We start from the raw sequence: 20,100 nt of genomic DNA, 5'->3' as shown, positions 1-20,100 counted from the left end.
ATGGGCTCTCTGACTAAGCAGTTTTACCGTTATACCCATAAACGAAACATGCGTCACAATGAAAATTTGTGGCCGTATGTGAAGATTGCGCGAAATGAAAGCGGCGAGATTTCTGATTTTGTCTATCGTGGTCAGCCCGTTCAACTTACAGCCCTTACTTCTCTCAAAAATGCATTTAGCGGAGAAGTGTTAATTACCGCCACTGGCCCCTCAGTCAAAAAAATAGATTTTTCTACATTACCCGTAGATGTCATTCGTACGGGGGTAAATGGGGCATGGCACCTTCATAACCAGCTTAATTTTAGCCTTTACTTTATTGTTGACATGACTTTTATTGACCGGCAAACAGCGTTGTTAAAGCGTATCGTGGCCAATAAAAATTTGCTTCTGTTTACAACGGCTATGGGGGTGGTTAAGCTTATTGACCGTTTTTCATACGAAAATATCTACTGCCAGATAGCCATAATCGAAGATATTTGCTACAAAACGTATAAACCCTCAATCAAACGCGAAGCGCTTTTTAATACCCTCAAGGATCGTCCTGGGATCGTTTTTTCTGAAAATACGCCAAATAGCGCTTTTAGCCTCGATATTTGTCAGGGTGTCGTTGATGCCGGTACAGTGGTTTACTGGGCATTGCAGATCTTAAATTACATGGGTTTCTCAAAAATCTATATTGCTGGACTGGATATGACACACTTTTCTAAACCGAGATTTTATGAGAAAACAGAAACCATGCTGCCTTCGTTTCTGGAAGATAAGGTACAGGATATTGTTCTTCCTGCACTCTCTCTTGCAAGTAAGATTTTTGCTTCTGCAAACAAAGAGGTGATTAATCTTTCCCCTCAAAGTGCTATACCTTCTTCTGTTTTTGTCAGAAAGGATTTTACGGATGTATTTAAATAGACTGCCGCGTATTACATTTTACCCTTTTGTAGCATTTATGTTTTTAAGCATGATATTCTGTGGGGTATCTAAGGTAAATATTCTTTTCCACGTTTCCCTGGCCCTTTTTCTTATCACCATAATGATGGTAAAAAGCGCCAGAGAGCGGTTTATACATGACAAAGAATTTCTTCCAGCACTTGGGCTGCTAACCCTATTTGTCCTTTATTTTTCACTCTCGAACCTTTGGGCCGAGACATCACACTTAAGTTCTGCTCTTACCCATTCATTTTACATCCTCATTTTCTTCTGCCTGTACCGGCAATGTGAGCTTGAAAACAAGAAGACATACCTGATTGGTTCAGCTTATTTTGGAATTGTTACACTGACTTTACTGACATTAGTCTATGTTAATAAAACACATCTACTTATCGGACGCCTAAGACTTGCTTTTCCCTATGCGCCCGACAACGTCATTGATCTGGGCGGATATATGGCATTGGGGATTATTTTAAGTGCGATTCTCGTGCGAGAAACCCGCAGCCTTTGGTATTATGTTCCGGTTCCGTTGTTGTTGAGTGGCTTATTACTGACGCAAAGCCGTGGACCATTATTGGCGTTAATGATAGCAACAGCTGTCGTATTCTGTATTAAACCAAAATGGAACAAGAAATTTGTGTTCTTGTCCCTGGCCACTCTGCTTATACTGGGCATTACACTTTATTACAGCGGCTTTTACGACCTGCTTATAAAGCGGTTTGAAGATTCTAACCAGGCTGGCTCCGTTCGTTTTGGCATCTGGCAGCATGCTTTTGAAGTAACAAAAGAAAGATTAGTATTTGGCTGGGGATTTAATAAAGATCTGTCATTCATTAATGGTTATAAACAGCATGTGACGACTACACACAGCCTCTACTTCGGTGCCTTTCTTAAGGGCGGAATCGTAGGGCTAACGCTGTTTTTAGCGATGATTGCCTACGCATTCAGGCAATGCCTGAGACACCTTGCTGTAGACCACAAAGCCGAGGTTGCGGTACTGATTTTCGCTCTCGTATTTTATTCCACTCAGGGGATGTTCGTTATCAGTAATCCGCGCGAATACTGGGTGTTATTCTGGATACCATTAGCCATCATATTTAGTACACCCGTGAAAAAAACCGTTCAGAGATAATCTTTAGGCGCTGGTTAACCGGCGCTTCTTTTACTCCGATAAAACTCCGCCAGCGTCATCCCCACCGTCTTGTCCGACAGCCATGTAAACAACTGGTCCAAATCCTGGTACAACCCTTCAATGGCCGCATCATCTTTGAACGTAGGACTTCCGCCGGGCATAAATTCTGAAGAATGGAGCATAAACTCCACATAATCATTGCCCTGCGAAAAGCACTGTTGTGCGACCTTAATCATCTCAGACGCATTTCCACCGGACGGACGCAGCCAGTTAACTGACGGGGAACGGTATTTCCCACGCAGCCGATCGTAGCCCTGTTTAACGGTGTTTAGCCAGGCTGGGTGTTTATACTGAATACTCATCGGCACTTCGAGCAAAGGGCTCTTTCCCGGGCGGGAAATATCCTCTGTATCGATAAAGTAGGCATGGTCAGGGAAATGCTGATAATTCGTTCCTCCGTGACCCTGCGGTGCCCCTTTGGCATTTCGCCAGTTCACCCGCGGGGTGACGGAACAATCAACCTGATAACCCAGCTCTATCAGCAAGTTTGCGTAGCGACGATCAAACGCCCAACGCCCGGCACGGTGGCTCAGCATTTTGGTCTGGAAGGTCTCTTCCAGTAAGTGCGTCATAAAAAGCACTTTCTCGCGCATAATTTCATCTGAAAACTCAATCAGATAAGGTTGCCAGCGCCAGTCATCACCGGTGAGGTCATGTTCAGGTGGGCTGTTCCACGCATGAAGATGCATGCCAACCTCGCCCTGGCCGCGGGCAATCACATCTTTTGCGAACTCAATGAAAACCGGTTCGATCGCCATCTCATAGTTGGTCAGCCAGACCGGCTTAAAACCAAAACGCTCGCATAGCGCCTGAAATCGCGCCAGGTAGCGTGCGTTTTCCGTTTTGATAACACGGTGGTTTTGCCAGAGATTATCGCCTTCTGTATCAATGGTGATGATAAACGCTGGTTTTTTCATAATGAGTCCGTAAGACGTAAGAGTGAGGGCTATGTTACGCACTCTGCGAAGGAGGAGTAAACCCTTCCAGGGAAATTCCTGACATTATGGAGAAAGAGTGCAAGTCGCCATCAGGTCTATTAGAATTGCTGACAGTATACCGCTGATAAGATGATGATGATTAACCTACTCGACACGCCTGATTTACGTATTTTACTTATCAAACTTCGACATCATGGCGACATGTTACTCACAACTCCGGTCATTAATTCGTTACGTCAAAAATGGCCCACGGCGCAAATCGATGTTCTTCTTTATGAAGAGACACGCGATATGCTCGCCGCGCATCCGGCGATCGGCACCATCTACGGTATAGATCGTAAATGGAAGCAGCTCGGCACCCTGAAACATCTGCAAAAAGAGTGGCAGTTACTCTGTGCCTTAAGAGCGCAACGTTATCATCTGGTGATAAACCTTGCCGATCAGTGGCGCAGCGCCATTGTCACCCGTTTCACCGGCGCGCCAGTACGCCTCGGGTTCGCGTTTAACAAGCGAAAAAACGCGTTCTGGCGTTTTTGTCATACCGATTTGGTTTCCGTCGCCAATCACCCGTCTCTCCATACCGTTGAGCAAAATCTTTCTATTCTTTCACCGTTGCCCGTCCCGGCTCAGCCAGACGTCACTATGGCCTATCGCGCAGAGGACTGGGATCGCGCGCGCCAGCTACTGACACAACAGGGTGTGGCTGATAACTACGTGGTGATCCAGCCAACGTCACGCTGGTTCTTTAAATGCTGGGACGAAGGCAAGATGGCGCAAACCATCACCGCACTCCAGCAGGATGGCCACACTGTAGTTCTCACCGCTGGCCCGGACAAAAAAGAGCTGGCGATGATAGACCGCATTCTCGCCGCGGCGCCAAAAACGGGCGTAGTCTCTCTGGCCGGTCAACTCACGTTGCGCCAGCTGGCATCACTTATCGATCATGCGCGCCTCTTTATTGGCGTCGATTCCGTTCCGATGCACATGGCCGCCGCGCTTCAGACGCCGTGCATTGCTCTCTTCGGCCCGTCAAAACGGGTGTTCTGGTCGCCATGGCAGGTCAACGGTGAAGTCATCTGGGCTGGCGATTTTGGCCCACTTCCCGACCCGGACGCCATTGATACCAAAACAACTGAACGCTATCTCGACGCCATTCCCGTTGATGTCGTGGTCTCCGCCGCCAGGAGATACCTGTAATGAAACACCATCGTCTGGCGATTGTTCGCCAAAAATATCGTCCTGATGGCGGGGCGGAACGCTTCGTTTCCCGGGCACTTACCGCACTGAGCAACCAAAACCTGGAGCTCAACGTCATCACGCGTGAGTGGCAGGGGGAGAAGCAGGACGACTGGCATATCCATATTTGCGACCCGCGTAAATGGGGCCGAATCAGTCGCGAACGCGGGTTTGCACATGCCGCGCGTGCGCTGTGGGAACAGCAGCAGTTTGACATTGTGCAGAGCCACGAGCGTATTCCTGGCTGCGATATTTACCGCGCAGGGGATGGCGTGCACCGGCGTTGGCTGCTGCAGCGTGCGCGCATTCTGCCTGCCTGGCGTGCACAACTTCTGATGCACGATCGCTACCATCGCTACGTCATGCACGCCGAACGTGAAATGTATCAGGCTCCTGAATTGAAAGCCGTTATCTGCAATGCGGAGATGATCAAACGCGAAATCATCGAAGACTTTGATATTGACGCAAAAAAGATACATGTGATTTATAATTCAATTGATTCCAGCCGCTTCGTTCCGGCAACCGAAGGACAGCGCGCTGCACTGCGTCGGCAGCTCGGATTGCCTGTCGATGCCGTGGTGTTGTGTTTCGTCGGGTCAGGTTTTGAACGTAAGGGGCTGGCCAGCGCTATCCGCGCTATTGCGGGCACACCCGCGTGGCTGATTGTGGTTGGACAGGATAAAGCAGAAAGTCGTTACCGTGACCTTGCCCGTTCATTGGGCTGTGAGGGGCAAATTCGCTTCCTGGGGATGCAAAAAGAGACACTGCCATTTTACCAGGTATCCGATGGATTACTGCTGCCAACGCTGTATGATCCTTTTCCAAACGTCATTCTTGAAGCAATGGCCTGCGGTTTACCCGTCATTACTTCAGTGAGTTGCGGTGGTGCAGAGTTTATTGAGCAAGGTCAGAATGGCTTTTACTGTGATGCACTTGATATCAGCAGATTGAAGGAGGCAGTCATGACCCTTCCATCTTTGGATAAGAATAACGATATGGGACGGGCAGCGCGTGAGCGCGTAAAAGAAGCGACCCCAGAAAAATTATCAAGTCAGCTTATTTCGCTTTATCAAAAATTACTGGATTAAAAATGCGCATCCTAATGATTATTGATGGTTTGCCCGGTGGAGGAGCCGAAAAAACGGTTCTCACCCTCTCCAGCGGATTGATAGAAATGGGGCATCAGGTCTCCCTTTTCTCCCTGCGAAAGGTGTGCGACTACGCCATCCCGGCAGGCATTGATTATCAGGTCATTCAGGATACGTGTAAAAAGCCCTGGAGAAAGCTCACCGAGATCCCGCGCCGGGCGCAACTGCTGGACAATGCCATTGAGCAAGCTGAGCGCAGCGGGAAGTTCGACGTCATATTCTCGCACCTGCATAAAACCGATCGTATCGTGGCGCACAGTCGTGCGCTGGATCGCGATAAGGTCTGGTTCTGCGTGCATGGCATGTTCTCATTCTCCTACCTGCGTCATCGCCACGGCCTTTCACGCTGGTTTAAGCATTACAAAATTCGTCATACCTACGAAAACCGAAACGTTGTCGCCGTCTCCGCCGCCGTGCTGAAAGATCTCTCAGAGACGCTGTCCATCGACCTTCGTCGCAAAGCGGTTATCCATAATCCCTTTGATATTCCTGAAATCCAGCGTCTGGCGGATGCGCCTTTTGAGATGCAGGGGCAGGATTACATTATTCACGTGGGTCGTTTTCATGAACATAAACGCCACGACCGCCTTCTGCGTGCCTATGCGCAGAGCAAAATAGACGCATCGCTGGTGATGATGGGCAACGGTTCTGACACCAAAATTCAACAGCTTAAACAGTTAGCGAAAGAACTCGGGATCGAAGACAAGGTTATTTTCCGCCCCTTCGAGTCCAACCCTTATCCGTGGATTAAAGGCGCACGGCTTTTAGTGTTAAGTTCTGACTGTGAAGGTTTTGGTAACGTACTGGTAGAATCCATCATCTGCCAGACGCCGCCTGTCAGTACGAACTGTCCTGGCGGGCCCGCTGAAATCCTCACGGGTACGCTGGCGCGCGGGCTGTCGGAGATGAATGACGAATCACTGGCGAAAACACTGGCCGATCTCTATACCTCCCCGCCTGTCGTTGATAGCGCAACGATCGCGTCGTTCGGGATAAACGCCATTTGCCAGCAATATGTTGCGTTGGTAGACAATCAATAATAATCAGGTTTCTTATGCAAAATTCAGCGCCATTATTAAGCGTAGTGGTTGCCGTTTATAACGGCGAAGCTTTCCTGGATCAGTTCTTTACCTGCCTTGCGAATCAACAGATCGACAGTATGGAGGTCATCATCGTCAATGATGGCTCCACGGACAGTTCGATGCAGATAGTCGAAACCTGGCGTGAAAAACTGCCGCAAATGCAGGTTATCGAACAGGAAAATCAGGGTGTATCAATTGCGCGCAATACCGGTCTGGCCGTCGCTACCGGCCAATATCTCTCTTTCCCGGATATTGATGATGTCTTTAAGCCGGGCATGTATCAGCGCTTGCTTGATATGGCCGTCACGCAGAATCTGGATGTCGCCACCTGCAACGGAAACTACGTCTGGGAAAACAATAAGAAACCTTCACGGCCGATTTTCCCGGAAGACAAGCTGGCCTCGACAGGCGTCATGACCGGTGCGGCATGGTTAAAAAAAGCGCTCGACTCACGCAAGTTTCTGCATGTGACCTGGCTGAATATCTATCGCCACGACTTTATTCGTCAGAACGGTTTTCGTTTTGAGCCCGGTCTGCGCCATCAGGATATCCCGTGGACTACCGAAGTCTTGCTCGCGGCTGACCGCGTGCAGTACACCAGTGAACGTTTTTACGACTATTACATTCACTCCGCATCGGTTTCTCATATGCCGGACAATGATGACACGCTGATTCGCTCGGCGCGCCATTACATGAAAATTCTGCAGATGCTGGATGCCATCAACCAGCGTTACCCGGAAAAAGTGAAAGATATCCCCGCCTGCCACTGGCAAATCGCCAAAGAGGGGCTTGGGATCATTCATACCTTCGACAATATGAAGGATGTACAGAAGAAGTCGATGATAATAAAAGAGTTCTTCGACACGGGTATCTGGAGGCTTATCTGGAAAAGTGCCAAAAGCCCTCGTTTGCGCTGGCGCCTGGGCCGACGCTACTTCCGTTTAAAACGGTATCTGGCATAAGAGATAGCTTTACCCGGCTTAAATGCTTAGAATTTCCCCGCCGAAACTAAAAAACGGATAATCGCTTGGAATTGTTGTATACCGCCCTGCTCTACATCATCCAGCCACTGGTGTGGCTGCGACTGTTGCTTCGTAGCCGTAAAGCGCCTGCGTATCGTAAACGCTGGGCTGAACGCTATGGTTACTGCCGCAATAAAGTCGTGCCGGACGGTATTTTGCTGCATTCCGTTTCTGTGGGCGAAACGCTGGCGGCGATCCCGCTGGTTCGCGCCCTTCGTCACCGCTATCCGTCACTGCCGATCACGGTCACGACCATGACGCCGACGGGGTCTGAACGCGCATTATCGGCGTTCGGTAAAGACGTTCAACACGTCTATTTGCCTTACGACCTGCCTTGCGCCATGAACCGCTTCCTGAATACCGTTCGCCCGAAACTGGTGATCGTCATGGAAACAGAACTGTGGCCAAATATGATTTCCGCCCTGCATGCCCGTAAAATTCCGCTGGTGATTGCCAACGCGCGCCTTTCAGAGCGCTCGGCGAAAGGTTACGGCAAGTTAGGTAAATTTATGCGCCGCCTGCTCAGCCGAATAACGCTGATTGCCGCGCAGAACGAAGAAGACGCGGCGCGCTTTCTCGCTCTGGGCCTGAAGCGCAACCAGCTGGCGGTGACGGGTAGCCTGAAGTTCGATATCTCCGTCACGCCTGAACTCGCCGCCCGTGCGATTACGCTGCGTCGCCAGTGGGCACCGCGTCGCCAGGTGTGGATTGCAACCAGCACCCATGACGGCGAAGAAGCCATTATCCTGCAGGCCCATCGTAAGCTGCTGGAAAAATTCCCCGATTTGCTGCTGATTCTGGTCCCTCGTCACCCCGAACGTTTTAAAGATGCGCGTGAGATGGTGCAGAAAGGCGGCTTCAGCTTTACCCTGCGCAGCAGCGGTGAGATCCCCTCCGGCAGCACTCAGGTGGTGATTGGCGATACAATGGGCGAGCTGATGCTGCTTTACGGCATTGCCGATCTGGCTTTTGTCGGCGGCAGCCTTGTGGAGCGCGGCGGCCATAATCCGCTTGAGCCGGCCGCACACGCCATTCCGGTGCTGATGGGTCCACACACGTTTAACTTCAAAGATATCTGCGCTAAATTGCAGCAAGCCGACGGGTTAATTACCGTGACCGACGCGGACTCGGTGGTCAAAGAGGTCTCAACCCTTCTGACCGACGAAGACTACCGCCTCTGGTATGGTCGCCATGCTGTCGAAGTGCTGCATCAGAACCAGGGCGCACTCACTCGTCTGCTGCAACTTCTGCAACCTTATCTGCCTCAGCGGAGCCACTAATGTCAACGCGTCTGTCGGTCGTGATGATCGCCAAAAACGCCGCCGACCTGCTTCCGGACTGCCTGGCCTCCGTCGCCTGGGCTGACGAAATTGTCCTTCTCGACTCCGGCAGCGAGGACAACACGGTGGATGTCGCCCGTGCCGCGGGTGCAAAGGTCTTTATCGATACCGACTGGCAAGGCTACGGCATCCAGCGACAGCGCGCGCAGCGCTATGCTACTGGCAATTACGTGCTGATGCTGGACACTGACGAGCGCATCACACCAGAGCTCCGCCAGACCATTCAGGCGGTGCTGGCAGCACCTCAGCCTGGCGCAGTATACAGCATTGCACGTCGCAACTATTTCCTTGGCCGTTTTATGCGCCACAGCGGCTGGTATCCAGACCGCGTAATGCGCCTCTACGAGCGTGAGCGATATCAGTACAACGATAATCTGGTCCATGAATCCCTGGCATGCGACAGTGCCCCCGTCATTCCTCTGACAGGCGATCTGCTGCATCTGACCTGCCGGGATTTCGCCAGCTTCCAGCGCAAACAGCTTAACTATGCCACCGCATGGGCACAGGAGCGCCACCTGCGCGGCAAGAAGGCCACGCTGACCGGAATTTTTACCCACACGCTGGGGGCATTTCTGAAAACACTGCTGCTGCGAGGCGGCGTGCTGGACGGTAAACAGGGGTGGTTACTGGCGGTGGTGAATGCCCAGTATACTTTCAACAAATACACCGAGCTGTGGGCGCTTTGCCGCGGCTACTCAGAGAAAACGTGAGCCATGAGCACAAAAGCGATTTATCCGGGTACCTTTGATCCCATCACCAACGGTCATCTTGACATCATCACCCGTGCGGCATGCATGTTTGATAAGGTGATTCTGGCGATCGCCGCCAGCCCCAGTAAGAAACCCATGTTCGATCTCAATGAGCGCGTTGCACTTGCCACTGACGCTATCTCACATCTGCCAAACGTCGAGGTGGTGGGCTTCAGCGATCTGATGGCCAACTTCGCCCGTGCCCGGCAGGCTAACATTTTGATCCGCGGGTTACGCGCGGTGGCTGACTTCGAATACGAAATGCAGCTGGCGCACATGAATCGCCACCTGATGCCAGAGCTGGAGAGCGTGTTCCTGATGCCCTCAAAAGAGTGGTCATTTATCTCTTCCTCGCTGGTCAAAGAAGTGGCGCGTCATCACGGTGACGTGACCCATTTCCTGCCGGCTAACGTCCATCAGGCGTTGATGGAAAAATTAAAGTAGCCCTATTTCTGGCACTGACGGCAATAGAACGTGGCGCGCTGGGCGTGCTTCGTTGCAATAATCGGTGTCCCACAGACTCTGCACGGCTCACCCTTACGGCCATATACCTGCAGCTCCTGAGCAAAATAGCCGGGTTTACCGTCGCTCTGCAGGAAGTCCTTCAGGGTGGTCCCCCCTTGCTCAATAGAACGCAACAGCACCGCTTTAATCACCCGGACCAGCAGTTCACACTCCTGGGATGACAGCGACGAGGCCAGCCGATCGGGATGGATCCCGGCGGCAAACAGCGATTCGCTGGCATAAATATTCCCTACTCCCACCACCAGCTTATTGTCCATCAGCCACGGTTTGATCGGGGTTTTCTTCTTTGCACACTTCGCTTTCAGGTATTCCGCGTTAAATGCCTCTGAGAGCGGCTCTGGCCCCAGATGCGCCAGAACGCTGTGTCCTTCAAGCTCTTTGGTCCACAGCCATGCGCCAAAGCGTCGTGGGTCGGTGTAACGCAGCACTTTACCGTTGCTCATCACCAGATCGACATGGTCATGCTTTTCCGCGGGCAGTTCTTCGGTAAGGATGCGCAGACTACCAGACATACCGAGATGGATGATAATCCAGCCGTCGGGCAGCTCCAGCAGCAGATATTTGGCGCGACGCTGGACGCTGAGAATCGGTTTATCGCTTAAAGCATGGATTTCATCGGACACCGGCCAACGCAGGCGACCGTTGCGAACGATAGCATGAAGAATAGTCGCGCCGACCAGATGCGGCTCAATACCGCGGCGGCTGGTCTCTACCTCAGGTAATTCAGGCATGGTTCCTCCGGAGTAAGATGCAGAATGCAAAAAACCCCGCAGTTGCGGGGTTTTTCAATACAAGGAGGCTAAAATTATTTGATTTTAGCTTCTTTGTACAGTACGTGCTGGCGTACAACTGGATCGAATTTTTTCAGTTCCAGTTTTTCCGGCTTAGTACGTTTGTTCTTCGTGGTGGTGTAGAAGTGACCTGTACCAGCAGAAGAAACCAGCTTGATTTTCTCGCGAATACCTTTAGCCATGATTTATTTCCTCTTTAAGTACTTAGTACTTTTCGCCACGGGCACGCAGTTCGGACAGAACTGTATCAATGCCTTTCTTATCGATTACACGCATACCTTTAGCAGATACGCGCAGGGTGACAAAACGCTTCTCGCTCTCAACCCAGAAACGGTGAGAGTGCAGGTTCGGCAGGAAACGGCGTTTAGTCGCGTTCAGTGCGTGGGAACGGTTGTTACCGGTCACCGGACGCTTGCCAGTAACTTGGCAGACTCGGGACATGTCTATTCTCCAAAAATCAAATTAGCTCGAGCTTCGTATGGGGTATCGGCGCCTCGTCAGGCTTTACAGCCCGGTCATCGCATAGTTCTATTGAACTCTCGATTGCCAGGCCCAAATGCCAAACCCGAGATTCTCAAAGGTGGCGTAGTATACGCTGACTCGGCGGTGTGCTCAAGTCCCGAACAGACAAAGATCCCGATGGATCGCGAGAAATAGCCTAAATCCAGCCATGTTCTGCAAAAGAAATGTACTCGCCGCGACCAATTATCAGATGGTCGAGCACACGAATGTCCATGAATTGACAGCATTTGATAATGCGTTCGGTCATCTCTTTGTCAGCTCTGCTTGGTTCTGCACAGCCAGAAGGGTGATTATGCGCGAGTATCACGCCGGCTGCATTCACTTTTATCGCTTCCCGCACAATTTCTCGCGGATGAACCTCAACGTGGCTCAGTGTTCCGGAAAAAAGACGGCTATGTTTTAGTACCCGGTTCCTGTTATCAAGAAAGATCACCATAAAGATCTCGCGCTCCAAATCTGATAGCTGGCTCTGGAGAAATACGCGTGTCATATCCGGGGTGAGTATGGGATCTTCCTCTTCCATACGGACGTCGTAAAAACGGCGGGCCAGTTCAGCAATCCCCCTCAGTTGGGCGAACTTCGCCACGCCAATTCCTTCGACGTGCCTGAATTCCGTCAGATCCGCCGTCAATAAGCCATACAGCGAACCAAAATGGTCGATGAGCTCCTTTGCCAGCGTAAATACCGTTTTGCCGGGCGTTCCGGTGCGTAAAAAGAGTGCCAGCAACTCGTCGTCCTTTAACAACGTGACGCCATAGCGCAGCATTTTTTCACGCGGTAGCAGCAGTTCAGTCTCTTCCATGCCTGTCTCCTTCGATTTGCCATCATGCTGCCACAGCCACCCCCGGCGCTCGACGCCCACTTTTCATTCCTGCGTAACGCCTCGCAAACTGGCCGAAGGACAAAATCACCCCCTTTTTGGGATTGTGATAAAATGCCCGCTCTCTGGTGAAACCCAACAGGAAAGAATCATGATGAGCCTGGCCGGTAAAAAAATCGTTCTTGGCGTGAGCGGCGGTATCGCTGCCTATAAAGCGCCGGAGCTGGTGCGTCGTTTGCGCGAGCGCGGGGCGGATGTGCGGGTCGCGATAACGGAAGGCGGCAAAGCCTTTATCACGCCTCTGAGCCTGCAGGCCGTTTCAGGGTACCCCGTCTCTGACAGCCTCCTTGATCCGGCCGCCGAAGCCGCGATGGGCCATATTGAGCTGGGAAAATGGGCAGACCTGGTTATCCTTGCCCCCGCCACAGCAGATTTAATTGCCCGCGTAGCAGCCGGCATGGCAAACGATCTGGTCTCGACCATTTGCCTGGCCACGCCCGCACCTGTTGCCGTCGTCCCCGCGATGAACCAGCAGATGTACCGCAACGCCGCCACCCAACATAATCTGACGACGCTGGCCTCACGCGGCCTGCTCATCTGGGGGCCGGACAGCGGTAGCCAGGCGTGTGGTGATGTGGGTCCTGGTCGTATGCTTGACCCGCTGACCATCGTTGAGCTGGCCGCCGGCCATTTTTCGCCTGTCAACGATCTACAACATCTCAACATCATGATTACCGCGGGCCCAACGCGCGAGCCGCTGGACCCGGTGCGTTACATTACCAACCATAGCTCCGGTAAAATGGGCTTTGCGATTGCTGCCGCGGCGGCAAAACGCGGTGCAAAGGTCACGCTGGTGAGCGGCCCGGTCTCGTTACCGACCCCGCCATTTGTGCAGCGTATTGATGTCACCACCGCCCTGGAGATGGACGCCGCCGTACAGGCGCATGCGCAGAACCAGCAGATTTTTATTGGCTGTGCGGCTGTTGCAGATTACCGTGCCGAAACCATTTCCGGGTCAAAAATTAAAAAGCAAGGCGATGAATTAACACTAAAAATGGTGAAAAATCCGGACATTGTTGCGGGTGTCGCCGCACTGAAAAGCCATCGTCCTTACGTTGTTGGGTTTGCCGCAGAAACAAATAATGTGGAAGAATATGCCCGGCAAAAACGTACCCGCAAAAACCTCGATTTGATTTGCGCGAACGACGTATCGCTGGCCACGCAAGGATTTAACAGCGACAGCAACGCACTGCACCTTTTCTGGCAGGATGGAGATAAAGTCTTACCGCTTGAGCGCAAGGAACTCCTGGGCCAACAATTACTGGACGAGATCGTTACCCGTTATGATGAAAAAAATCGACGTTAAGATTCTGGACCCGCGTGTTGGTAAGCAATTTGCGCTGCCAACCTATGCCACCTCCGGCTCTGCCGGTCTTGACCTGCGCGCCTGTCTCGATGACGCCGTAGAGCTGGCTCCGGGTGCAACCACCCTGATCCCAACCGGCCTGGCAATCCACATTGCTGACCCGTCGCTGGCAGCGGTGATCCTGCCGCGTTCTGGTCTGGGTCATAAGCATGGAGTGGTACTGGGTAACCTGGTCGGCCTGATCGACTCTGACTACCAGGGTCAACTGATGGTTTCCGTCTGGAACCGTGGTCAGGACAGCTTCACCATTGAACCGGGCGAGCGTATCGCACAGATGGTCTTTGTACCGGTGGTTCAGGCAGAATTTAACCTGGTGGAAGACTTTGACGCCACCGACCGTGGCGAAGGCGGCTTCGGCCATTCCGGGCGCAAATAACCGCCCGACCGACACGTATCTCACAGCGCCATAATGCAATAACAAACCGCAAACGTCAGTTTGCGGTCGCTGTGTGGATGCCAGCCTGGCAAGTGCTTATTTTCAGGGGTATTTTGTAACATGGCAGAAAAACAAACCGCGAAAAGGAACCGTCGCGAAGAAATACTTCAATCTCTGGCGCTGATGCTTGAATCCAGCGATGGTAGTCAACGCATCACCACCGCAAAACTGGCCGCCTCCGTGGGCGTGTCTGAAGCGGCGTTGTATCGTCATTTTCCGAGCAAAACCCGGATGTTTGACAGTCTGATCGAATTTATCGAAGACAGTCTGATCACTCGCATCAACCTGATTCTGAAAGACGAAAAAGACACGACTGCGCGTTTGCGTCTGATTGTGCAGCTCATTCTGGGCTTTGGTGAACGCAATCCGGGCTTAACCCGTATCCTGACTGGCCACGCGCTGATGTTCGAGCAGGACCGATTGCAGGGCCGTATTAACCAGCTCTTCGAGCGTATTGAAGCACAACTGCGCCAGGTCCTGCGCGAGAAAAAAATGCGTGAGGGTGAAGGTTACAGCACCGATGAAACGCTGCTGGCAAGTCAGATCCTGTCGTTTTGCGAAGGCATGCTCTCCCGCTTTGTTCGCAGCGAGTTTAAATACCGTCCAACGGACGATTTTGACGCCCGTTGGCCGTTAGTGGCGGCACAGCTGCAATAATCTTCACGCCCGGTAAGCAGAACGCCACCGGGCTTGATATTACACGCCGAAAGCTTCGCGATACCCACGTACCGCAGCCAGATGATCCGCCATCTCAGGCTTCTCTTCCAGATACGCAATCAGGTCTTTCAGGGTGATGATCGACGTCACTTTACAGCCATAATCGCGCTCAACTTCCTGAATAGCAGAGATTTCGCCACGCCCGCGTTCCTGACGATCCAAAGAGATCAGCACGCCAGCAAGCGTAGCGCCGTTGGCCTGAATAATCTCCATCGATTCGCGAATAGCGGTACCAGCGGTGATCACATCGTCCACCAGCATAACGCGACCCTGCAGCGCGCTGCCTACCAGATTACCGCCTTCACCGTGGGTTTTAGCCTCTTTACGGTTAAAGCAGTACGGTACGTCGCGGTCGTGGTGTTCCGCCAGCGCAACCGCAGTGGTAGTGGCAATCGGAATGCCTTTATAGGCCGGGCCAAACAGCAGGTCAAAATCAATGCCGGAGTCCACCAGCGCTTCGGCATAGAAACGGCCTAACAATGCCAGATCGCGCCCGGTATTAAACAGTCCGGCGTTGAAGAAATAGGGGCTCTTACGCCCGGATTTCAGCGTAAACTCGCCAAATTTCAGGACCTGCTTGTTAAGCGCAAACTCAATAAACTCACGCTGCCAGGATTTCATGGGCTTACTCCTCCGACTTTTGCTTTTGTACGAACAAAAAAAAGGCGACTCATCAGTCGCCTTTAAAATCAATTTTCTAACGCCGCCTTCTGCGTCGTTACGATAGATTCAATTCCCCCTCGGGCCAACGCCAGCAAGGTAAGAAGCTCTTCATGGGTGAACGGCTCACCTTCTGCCGTGCCCTGCACCTCAATGATGCGACCGTCTTCAGTCATCACCACGTTCATGTCAGTCTCAGCAGCGGAATCTTCAACGTATTCCAGATCGCAAAGCGCTTCACCGTTAACGATACCCACGGAAACAGCCGCGACCATCCCTTTCATCGGATTCGTTTTCAGCTTACCGGCTGCAACCAGCTTATTCAGGGCATCAGCCAGCGCCACACATGCACCGGTAATCGACGCCGTACGCGTACCACCGTCTGCCTGAATGACGTCGCAGTCCAGAGTAATGGTAAATTCACCCAGTGTTTTCAGATCAACGGCGGCGCGCAGCGCACGTGCGATCAGACGCTGGATTTCCATGGTACGGCCGCCCTGCTTGCCTTTTGCCGCTTCGCGGGCGTTACGGGTATGGGTTGCACGCGGCAACATGCCATATTCCGCAGTGATCCAGCCCTGGCCCTGACCTTTCAGGAAGCGTGGAACGCCCTCTTCGATGGACGCGGTGCACAGCACTTTGGTGTCACCAAACTCAACCAGTACGGAGCCTTCTGCGTGTTTTGTATAGTTACGGGTCAGGGTGACGGGACGCACCTGATTGGCGCTACGACCTGCTGGACGCATGATGAAATCTCCGGCTTGAAACGAATGTGGCTGCGCATTATACGGATAAAGGACGCTTATTCCTATCCTGAGAAGCCCCCGAAAGCTATAATCCCCCCATCTCTCCTTTAAAAACGGGAATGTCTATGATCCGCAGTATGACCGCCTACGCCCGGCGTGAAATCAAGGGTAGCTGGGGTAGCGCCACATGGGAAATGCGCTCGGTAAACCAGCGCTACCTGGAAACGTATTTCCGTATGCCGGAGCAGTTCCGCAGCCTTGAACCTGTTGTGCGCGAGCGTATCCGTGCTCGTCTGACGCGCGGTAAAGTGGAATGTAACCTGCGTTTTGAGCCTGATGCCAGCGCCCAGGGTGAGCTGATCCTCAACGAAAAACTGGCGAAACAGCTCGTCACTGCAGCGAACTGGGTCAAGATGCAAAGCGATGAAGGGGAAATCAACCCGGTCGATATTCTGCGCTGGCCTGGCGTCATGGCCGCCGGTGAGCAGGATCTGGACACGATTGCCGCTGAAATTCTCAGTGCCCTCGACAGCACGCTGGATGACTTTATCATTGCCCGCGAAACTGAAGGCCAGGCCCTCAAAGCGATGATTGAGCAGCGTCTGGAAGGCGTGACCACCGAAGTGGCTAAAGTCCGTACCCATATGCCTGCGGTCCTGCAATGGCAGCGTGAGCGCCTGGTGGCCAAACTGGAAGAAGCGGAAGTTCAGCTGGAAAATACCCGTCTGGAACAAGAGCTGGTGCTGATGGCACAGCGCATTGACGTCGCCGAAGAGCTGGATCGTCTGGAAGCGCACGTTAAAGAGACTTACAACATCCTGAAGAAGAAAGAAGCCGTAGGGCGTCGTCTCGACTTTATGATGCAGGAGTTCAACCGCGAGTCGAACACCCTGGCCTCTAAGTCGATCAATGCTGAAGTGACCAACTCCGCCATTGAACTGAAAGTGCTGATTGAGCAGATGCGCGAGCAGATCCAGAATATCGAGTAACGCTTTATTCAAGCCGCTTTCTCATCATGGCCCCGTTCAGGGGCCATTTTTTTATCGGAACAGGCTATCGGCGGCAAACGCCTATAACATGAATAATTGTAATGTGAAAATTACCGTTTATCGCCATCACACCCAGCCAAACAACGTTCAGTCATTACCAAAAATAAGGCTAACGTCCTCACACAAGAAAAACTAAATCGTGACAGACCGCACAAAACGCTACCCTGTTGCCCTCACTATCGGGGGAACACATGCTGCTACATATCCTTTATCTCGTCGGGATCACTGCCGAAGCCATGACCGGTGCACTCGCTGCCGGACGCCGTCGTATGGATACGTTTGGGGTCATCATTATTGCTACCGCCACCGCGCTGGGAGGCGGATCGGTACGCGATATCCTGCTGGGGCATTACCCTCTCGGCTGGGTTAAGCACCCCGAGTACATCATCATTGTGGCTGTCGCCGCAGTGCTGACCACTATCCTTGCTCCTGTAATGCCCCATCTTCGACGTCTGTTTTTAGTGCTTGATGCTCTGGGCCTGGTCGTGTTCTCCATCATCGGGGCACAAATTGCGCTGGATATGGGCGAAAGCCCGGTGATTGCCACTATTGCCGCAGTCGTGACGGGCGTATTTGGCGGCGTACTGCGCGATATGTTCTGCAAACGCATTCCCCTGGTGTTTCAAAAAGAGCTCTACGCCGGGATATCCTTTGCATCAGCCGTTCTGTATATCGCTTTACAGCATTATGTTTCCAGCCATGACGTCGTGGTCATCGCCACCTTGTTATTTGGCTTCACGGCTCGCTTGCTTGCGCTGCGCTTGAAACTGGGACTGCCCGTGTTTCATTACACTCAGGACACCCACTGACTGGCCGCTATCTATACTCCCCAATAAGATAGCGGCGTTTATCCGCGATAAGCGACAGCAAGCTCATGTCAGAATCCTTGCACTCCCTGTTTGCCGAGCCAGGCAACCAGGCCGGCAATGCCAGGATCATGTATAAACGCAACGAGCTGCCGGGCTTTCTCCTTTCCTGTGCCGGGAAGCGCCTGCCAGTCTGCTGCGTTACGCTCACGCATTTTCTGCCACGTCAGGTCTCCCATAGCGTTTAGCGAGGCCTGCGTCAGCGGAACACCCAATGCCATGATCCAACGAATAAAGGGTCGCTCACGTACCAGATTAAAGCGATGCCAGAGCGCCAGCCCGCGTGCTGCGGAAAACCCCGGGGTAGACTGCAGCTGCGCCTGCGTTAATGTCAGCCATGAGAAGATATGTTCAAAATGATGCGCCTGATGCAGCGCCCGCCAGCCTGACTCACCGACTCCTTCAATATTCAGCACGTGCTTTGAACTAAGCCACGTCAGGCGGGCAAAGAACTGCTCCATACACGCCGGCGAGGCGTAAAAACAGCTCTGCGCATGATAATGCGAGGCCGGGGGTGTGGGCTTTTGTCTCTCTTCCCCCCGCCAGACCACCTTATCGAACCGCGGGATACCCTGCCCGGCCAGACTGACCTGTATCTGATCACCCGTCGCAATATCCAGCCTTTGCCAGCGTTCAACGGACCCAAGACTGACCCGTTGTACCTGCTTATCATCCAGCAGGACAGGGACCAGCGCCGCCACGACCGAGATTTTTCCCGTGCGCCCCACGGCAAAATGAATATCTCTTACTTCGGCGATCTGTGCGACCGGGGGATATTTCCATGCGACGACCCAGCTGCCTTCTCCGGGCAACCAGTTTTCGCCGGGAGGAGCATCCGCGGACCGCACCACAATGCCGTCCGTGGCAAAGGGTAATGCCGTGTTGTGCCACGTCGAGCGCTGTTTCTCGACTGCATCAACAGTCTGTACAGGCAGGGTATAACGTGCCGTCAGGGAAAAGCCGGCTTTAGATAACTCAGACAGCGCACTCGACATCACTTTCGGCCCATCCGGCCAGGCCCAGATAAATATCCCTGTCTGGCTCAGAAGTGGACTGTCCTTTTGCCGCATCATCGCGCCCGCCACTTTTGCCCGTGCGTTCATTCCCCCCATCTGTCGCTGAAGATGGTTGTCGCGTAACCAAAAAAGCTCTCCCTGTAAGACACTGTTGGCCAGCGCACCGGTCACTTTTTTGGGCACTGCGGGAATTAAATACACTTGTGCAGTCCAGTCTTCACCTTTAAGCCCATCACCACGACTGATAGCCTGGGTTAACTTTCCGTCGCGATACACCAGCGTCACTGCCACCCCGTCGACTTTTGGCTGCATCCAGAGAGTGTCACGACCACGCATCCACTGGCGTAGCTCTTCTTTACTGGCCGCTTTATGCACTCCAGTATGGGCAACAGGATGTCTTACGCTCCCCGTTAGAACTGGTAAGGCCTCCTCAGAAGGTATATCGCCGAAGCAGCGCTGCCACTGCTTTAAACGGCCATTGAGCTGGTCATAGACGTCGTCATTCACCTCGCTCACGCCCTGCTTCCAGTAGGCATCATCCCAGCGTTTGACTTGCGCACTCAACGTCGCAATCTCTTTCTCTGCTTTTGCCTGAGACCACACGGGACACACCGCCGCACCATAGCCGCACCACAACAGCATTAATCCGCTCATCCATCGCCACATCGCCACCCCTCCTTTGCGTTGGTGGAGGTATAACCCGACGCGGAAAACCGTGCTAATGGCCATCTTTCACTCTGCGAGGCGTTGTCAGACGTTTATTTTTATTGCTGCAAAACAGCTGTAAAACCTGAAAACGGCGCGCAAAATTCAATAATGCAGGGGAAAAAGTGTGACAAAGGCTACGTCACACAGCGGCGACGTGTATAATAAGCCCGTATGTAGGACTTCTTCG

General features: G+C 52.6%; 22 protein-coding genes. 14 read left to right on the top strand and 8 right to left on the bottom strand.

The genetic code is table 11. The features are described from left to right. Complete coding sequence (locus tag HV242_RS00560) at positions 1–906, top strand: sugar glycosyltransferase (RefSeq protein ID WP_050737639.1); 906 nt, start codon at positions 1–3, stop codon at positions 904–906. Further along, a complete protein-coding gene (locus tag HV242_RS00555) occupies positions 893–2,056 on the top strand; it encodes an O-antigen ligase family protein (protein WP_050737640.1) in 1,164 nt (387 codons plus the stop codon). Before HV242_RS00560 ends, HV242_RS00555 begins: the two co-directional genes overlap by 14 nt. 14 nt (positions 2,057–2,070) lie before the next feature. On the opposite strand, the gene HV242_RS00550 is transcribed toward HV242_RS00555, so the two are convergent. Continuing rightward, a complete protein-coding gene (locus HV242_RS00550; RefSeq protein WP_050737641.1) occupies positions 2,071–3,033 on the bottom strand; it encodes a polysaccharide deacetylase family protein in 963 nt (320 codons plus the stop codon). 150 nt (positions 3,034–3,183) lie between these two features. Here HV242_RS00550 and rfaQ point away from each other — a divergent pair, with 150 nt between their 5' ends. The 7 genes from rfaQ to coaD all read left to right on the top strand — a co-directional run bounded on the left by rfaQ (position 3,184) and on the right by coaD (position 10,075). Then, positions 3,184–4,251, top strand: coding sequence for a putative lipopolysaccharide heptosyltransferase III (rfaQ, locus tag HV242_RS00545; RefSeq protein WP_014168062.1), 1,068 nt, complete (start codon positions 3,184–3,186; stop codon positions 4,249–4,251). Beyond that, positions 4,251–5,378: a glycosyltransferase family 4 protein gene (locus HV242_RS00540; RefSeq protein WP_050737642.1), complete on the top strand. Its 1,128-nt coding sequence runs from the start codon at positions 4,251–4,253 to the stop codon at positions 5,376–5,378. The genes rfaQ and HV242_RS00540 overlap by 1 nt, the downstream gene beginning before the upstream one ends. A gap of 2 nt (positions 5,379–5,380) precedes the next feature. Beyond that, positions 5,381–6,478 (top strand): glycosyltransferase, encoded by a 1,098-nt coding sequence (locus tag HV242_RS00535; RefSeq protein WP_032679322.1) that lies wholly within the window; start codon positions 5,381–5,383, stop codon positions 6,476–6,478. A 14-nt stretch (positions 6,479–6,492) separates the two neighbouring features. Then, the gene (locus tag HV242_RS00530; protein WP_020882686.1) at positions 6,493–7,482 is read left to right on the top strand and encodes a glycosyltransferase; all 990 of its coding nucleotides are present in this window, start codon (positions 6,493–6,495) and stop codon (positions 7,480–7,482) included. 65 nt (positions 7,483–7,547) lie between these two features. Then, a complete protein-coding gene (gene waaA, locus HV242_RS00525) occupies positions 7,548–8,822 on the top strand; it encodes a lipid IV(A) 3-deoxy-D-manno-octulosonic acid transferase (RefSeq protein ID WP_014168058.1) in 1,275 nt (424 codons plus the stop codon). Beyond that, positions 8,822–9,592: a glycosyltransferase family 2 protein gene (locus HV242_RS00520; protein WP_044866711.1), complete on the top strand. Its 771-nt coding sequence runs from the start codon at positions 8,822–8,824 to the stop codon at positions 9,590–9,592. The genes waaA and HV242_RS00520 overlap by 1 nt, the downstream gene beginning before the upstream one ends. Positions 9,593–9,595: 3 nt before the next feature. Beyond that, positions 9,596–10,075 (top strand): pantetheine-phosphate adenylyltransferase, encoded by a 480-nt coding sequence (coaD, locus tag HV242_RS00515; protein WP_014168056.1) that lies wholly within the window; start codon positions 9,596–9,598, stop codon positions 10,073–10,075. Positions 10,076–10,077: 2 nt separating this feature from the next. Here coaD and mutM read toward each other — a convergent pair whose 3' ends face one another. The 4 genes from mutM to radC all read right to left on the bottom strand — a co-directional run bounded on the left by mutM (position 10,078) and on the right by radC (position 12,271). Beyond that, positions 10,078–10,887, bottom strand: coding sequence for a bifunctional DNA-formamidopyrimidine glycosylase/DNA-(apurinic or apyrimidinic site) lyase (gene mutM, locus HV242_RS00510; protein WP_032679319.1), 810 nt, complete (start codon positions 10,885–10,887; stop codon positions 10,078–10,080). 74 nt (positions 10,888–10,961) lie between these two features. Next, complete coding sequence (gene rpmG, locus HV242_RS00505) at positions 10,962–11,129, bottom strand: 50S ribosomal protein L33 (RefSeq protein WP_003024094.1); 168 nt, start codon at positions 11,127–11,129, stop codon at positions 10,962–10,964. A gap of 22 nt (positions 11,130–11,151) precedes the next feature. After that, positions 11,152–11,388: a 50S ribosomal protein L28 gene (rpmB, locus tag HV242_RS00500; protein ID WP_002436699.1), complete on the bottom strand. Its 237-nt coding sequence runs from the start codon at positions 11,386–11,388 to the stop codon at positions 11,152–11,154. A 217-nt stretch (positions 11,389–11,605) separates the two neighbouring features. Next, positions 11,606–12,271: a RadC family protein gene (gene radC / locus HV242_RS00495; RefSeq protein WP_020882690.1), complete on the bottom strand. Its 666-nt coding sequence runs from the start codon at positions 12,269–12,271 to the stop codon at positions 11,606–11,608. A 172-nt stretch (positions 12,272–12,443) separates the two neighbouring features. Here radC and coaBC point away from each other — a divergent pair, with 172 nt between their 5' ends. The 3 genes from coaBC (at position 12,444) to slmA (ending at position 14,808) form a co-directional block, all read left to right on the top strand. Further along, complete coding sequence (gene coaBC / locus HV242_RS00490; protein WP_025206464.1) at positions 12,444–13,655, top strand: bifunctional phosphopantothenoylcysteine decarboxylase/phosphopantothenate--cysteine ligase CoaBC; 1,212 nt, start codon at positions 12,444–12,446, stop codon at positions 13,653–13,655. Further along, entirely contained in the window at positions 13,633–14,091 is a 459-nt protein-coding gene (gene dut, locus HV242_RS00485; RefSeq protein WP_014168052.1) for a dUTP diphosphatase, read from the top strand. Before coaBC ends, dut begins: the two co-directional genes overlap by 23 nt. 120 nt (positions 14,092–14,211) lie before the next feature. After that, entirely contained in the window at positions 14,212–14,808 is a 597-nt protein-coding gene (gene slmA / locus HV242_RS00480) for a nucleoid occlusion factor SlmA (RefSeq protein ID WP_020882692.1), read from the top strand. 39 nt (positions 14,809–14,847) lie between these two features. On the opposite strand, the gene pyrE is transcribed toward slmA, so the two are convergent. Further along, entirely contained in the window at positions 14,848–15,489 is a 642-nt protein-coding gene (gene pyrE / locus HV242_RS00475; RefSeq protein ID WP_014168048.1) for an orotate phosphoribosyltransferase, read from the bottom strand. Between the two features lie 68 nt (positions 15,490–15,557). Continuing rightward, a complete protein-coding gene (gene rph, locus HV242_RS00470; RefSeq protein ID WP_013094888.1) occupies positions 15,558–16,274 on the bottom strand; it encodes a ribonuclease PH in 717 nt (238 codons plus the stop codon). A gap of 125 nt (positions 16,275–16,399) precedes the next feature. On the opposite strand from rph, the gene HV242_RS00465 reads away from it, so the two are divergent. Both HV242_RS00465 and HV242_RS00460 read left to right on the top strand, forming a co-directional pair. Continuing rightward, positions 16,400–17,263, top strand: a complete 864-nt coding sequence (locus tag HV242_RS00465; RefSeq protein WP_020882693.1) for a YicC/YloC family endoribonuclease — start codon at positions 16,400–16,402, stop codon at positions 17,261–17,263. 251 nt (positions 17,264–17,514) lie between these two features. Continuing rightward, positions 17,515–18,132 (top strand): trimeric intracellular cation channel family protein, encoded by a 618-nt coding sequence (locus HV242_RS00460; RefSeq protein ID WP_020882694.1) that lies wholly within the window; start codon positions 17,515–17,517, stop codon positions 18,130–18,132. A gap of 68 nt (positions 18,133–18,200) precedes the next feature. Here HV242_RS00460 and ligB read toward each other — a convergent pair whose 3' ends face one another. Further along, positions 18,201–19,871, bottom strand: a complete 1,671-nt coding sequence (gene ligB / locus HV242_RS00455; protein ID WP_050737643.1) for an NAD-dependent DNA ligase LigB — start codon at positions 19,869–19,871, stop codon at positions 18,201–18,203. Positions 19,872–20,100 lie beyond the last annotated feature (229 nt).

This window comes from Enterobacter sp. RHBSTW-00593, from assembly GCF_013784105.1.
GTDB classification, from domain to species: domain Bacteria; phylum Pseudomonadota; class Gammaproteobacteria; order Enterobacterales; family Enterobacteriaceae; genus Enterobacter; species Enterobacter ludwigii.
This window is presented reverse-complemented; position numbering and strand designations above follow the sequence as displayed.

What these genes read in the sequence shown, in the direction of transcription:
- HV242_RS00560 (WP_050737639.1), top strand. Translation starts at nt 1, where the DNA reads ATGGGCTCTCTGACTAAGCAGTTTTACCGTTATACCCATAAACGAAAC.
- HV242_RS00555 (WP_050737640.1), top strand. Translation starts at nt 893, where the DNA reads ATGTATTTAAATAGACTGCCGCGTATTACATTTTACCCTTTTGTAGCA.
- HV242_RS00550 (WP_050737641.1), bottom strand. Translation starts at nt 3,033, where the DNA reads ATGAAAAAACCAGCGTTTATCATCACCATTGATACAGAAGGCGATAAT.
- rfaQ (WP_014168062.1), top strand. Translation starts at nt 3,184, where the DNA reads ATGATGATGATTAACCTACTCGACACGCCTGATTTACGTATTTTACTT.
- HV242_RS00540 (WP_050737642.1), top strand. Translation starts at nt 4,251, where the DNA reads ATGAAACACCATCGTCTGGCGATTGTTCGCCAAAAATATCGTCCTGAT.
- HV242_RS00535 (WP_032679322.1), top strand. Translation starts at nt 5,381, where the DNA reads ATGCGCATCCTAATGATTATTGATGGTTTGCCCGGTGGAGGAGCCGAA.
- HV242_RS00530 (WP_020882686.1), top strand. Translation starts at nt 6,493, where the DNA reads ATGCAAAATTCAGCGCCATTATTAAGCGTAGTGGTTGCCGTTTATAAC.
- HV242_RS00520 (WP_044866711.1), top strand. Translation starts at nt 8,822, where the DNA reads ATGTCAACGCGTCTGTCGGTCGTGATGATCGCCAAAAACGCCGCCGAC.
- coaD (WP_014168056.1), top strand. Translation starts at nt 9,596, where the DNA reads ATGAGCACAAAAGCGATTTATCCGGGTACCTTTGATCCCATCACCAAC.
- mutM (WP_032679319.1), bottom strand. Translation starts at nt 10,887, where the DNA reads ATGCCTGAATTACCTGAGGTAGAGACCAGCCGCCGCGGTATTGAGCCG.
- rpmG (WP_003024094.1), bottom strand. Translation starts at nt 11,129, where the DNA reads ATGGCTAAAGGTATTCGCGAGAAAATCAAGCTGGTTTCTTCTGCTGGT.
- rpmB (WP_002436699.1), bottom strand. Translation starts at nt 11,388, where the DNA reads ATGTCCCGAGTCTGCCAAGTTACTGGCAAGCGTCCGGTGACCGGTAAC.
- radC (WP_020882690.1), bottom strand. Translation starts at nt 12,271, where the DNA reads ATGGAAGAGACTGAACTGCTGCTACCGCGTGAAAAAATGCTGCGCTAT.
- coaBC (WP_025206464.1), top strand. Translation starts at nt 12,444, where the DNA reads ATGAGCCTGGCCGGTAAAAAAATCGTTCTTGGCGTGAGCGGCGGTATC.
- dut (WP_014168052.1), top strand. Translation starts at nt 13,633, where the DNA reads ATGATGAAAAAAATCGACGTTAAGATTCTGGACCCGCGTGTTGGTAAG.
- slmA (WP_020882692.1), top strand. Translation starts at nt 14,212, where the DNA reads ATGGCAGAAAAACAAACCGCGAAAAGGAACCGTCGCGAAGAAATACTT.
- pyrE (WP_014168048.1), bottom strand. Translation starts at nt 15,489, where the DNA reads ATGAAATCCTGGCAGCGTGAGTTTATTGAGTTTGCGCTTAACAAGCAG.
- rph (WP_013094888.1), bottom strand. Translation starts at nt 16,274, where the DNA reads ATGCGTCCAGCAGGTCGTAGCGCCAATCAGGTGCGTCCCGTCACCCTG.
- HV242_RS00465 (WP_020882693.1), top strand. Translation starts at nt 16,400, where the DNA reads ATGATCCGCAGTATGACCGCCTACGCCCGGCGTGAAATCAAGGGTAGC.
- HV242_RS00460 (WP_020882694.1), top strand. Translation starts at nt 17,515, where the DNA reads ATGCTGCTACATATCCTTTATCTCGTCGGGATCACTGCCGAAGCCATG.
- ligB (WP_050737643.1), bottom strand. Translation starts at nt 19,871, where the DNA reads ATGTGGCGATGGATGAGCGGATTAATGCTGTTGTGGTGCGGCTATGGT.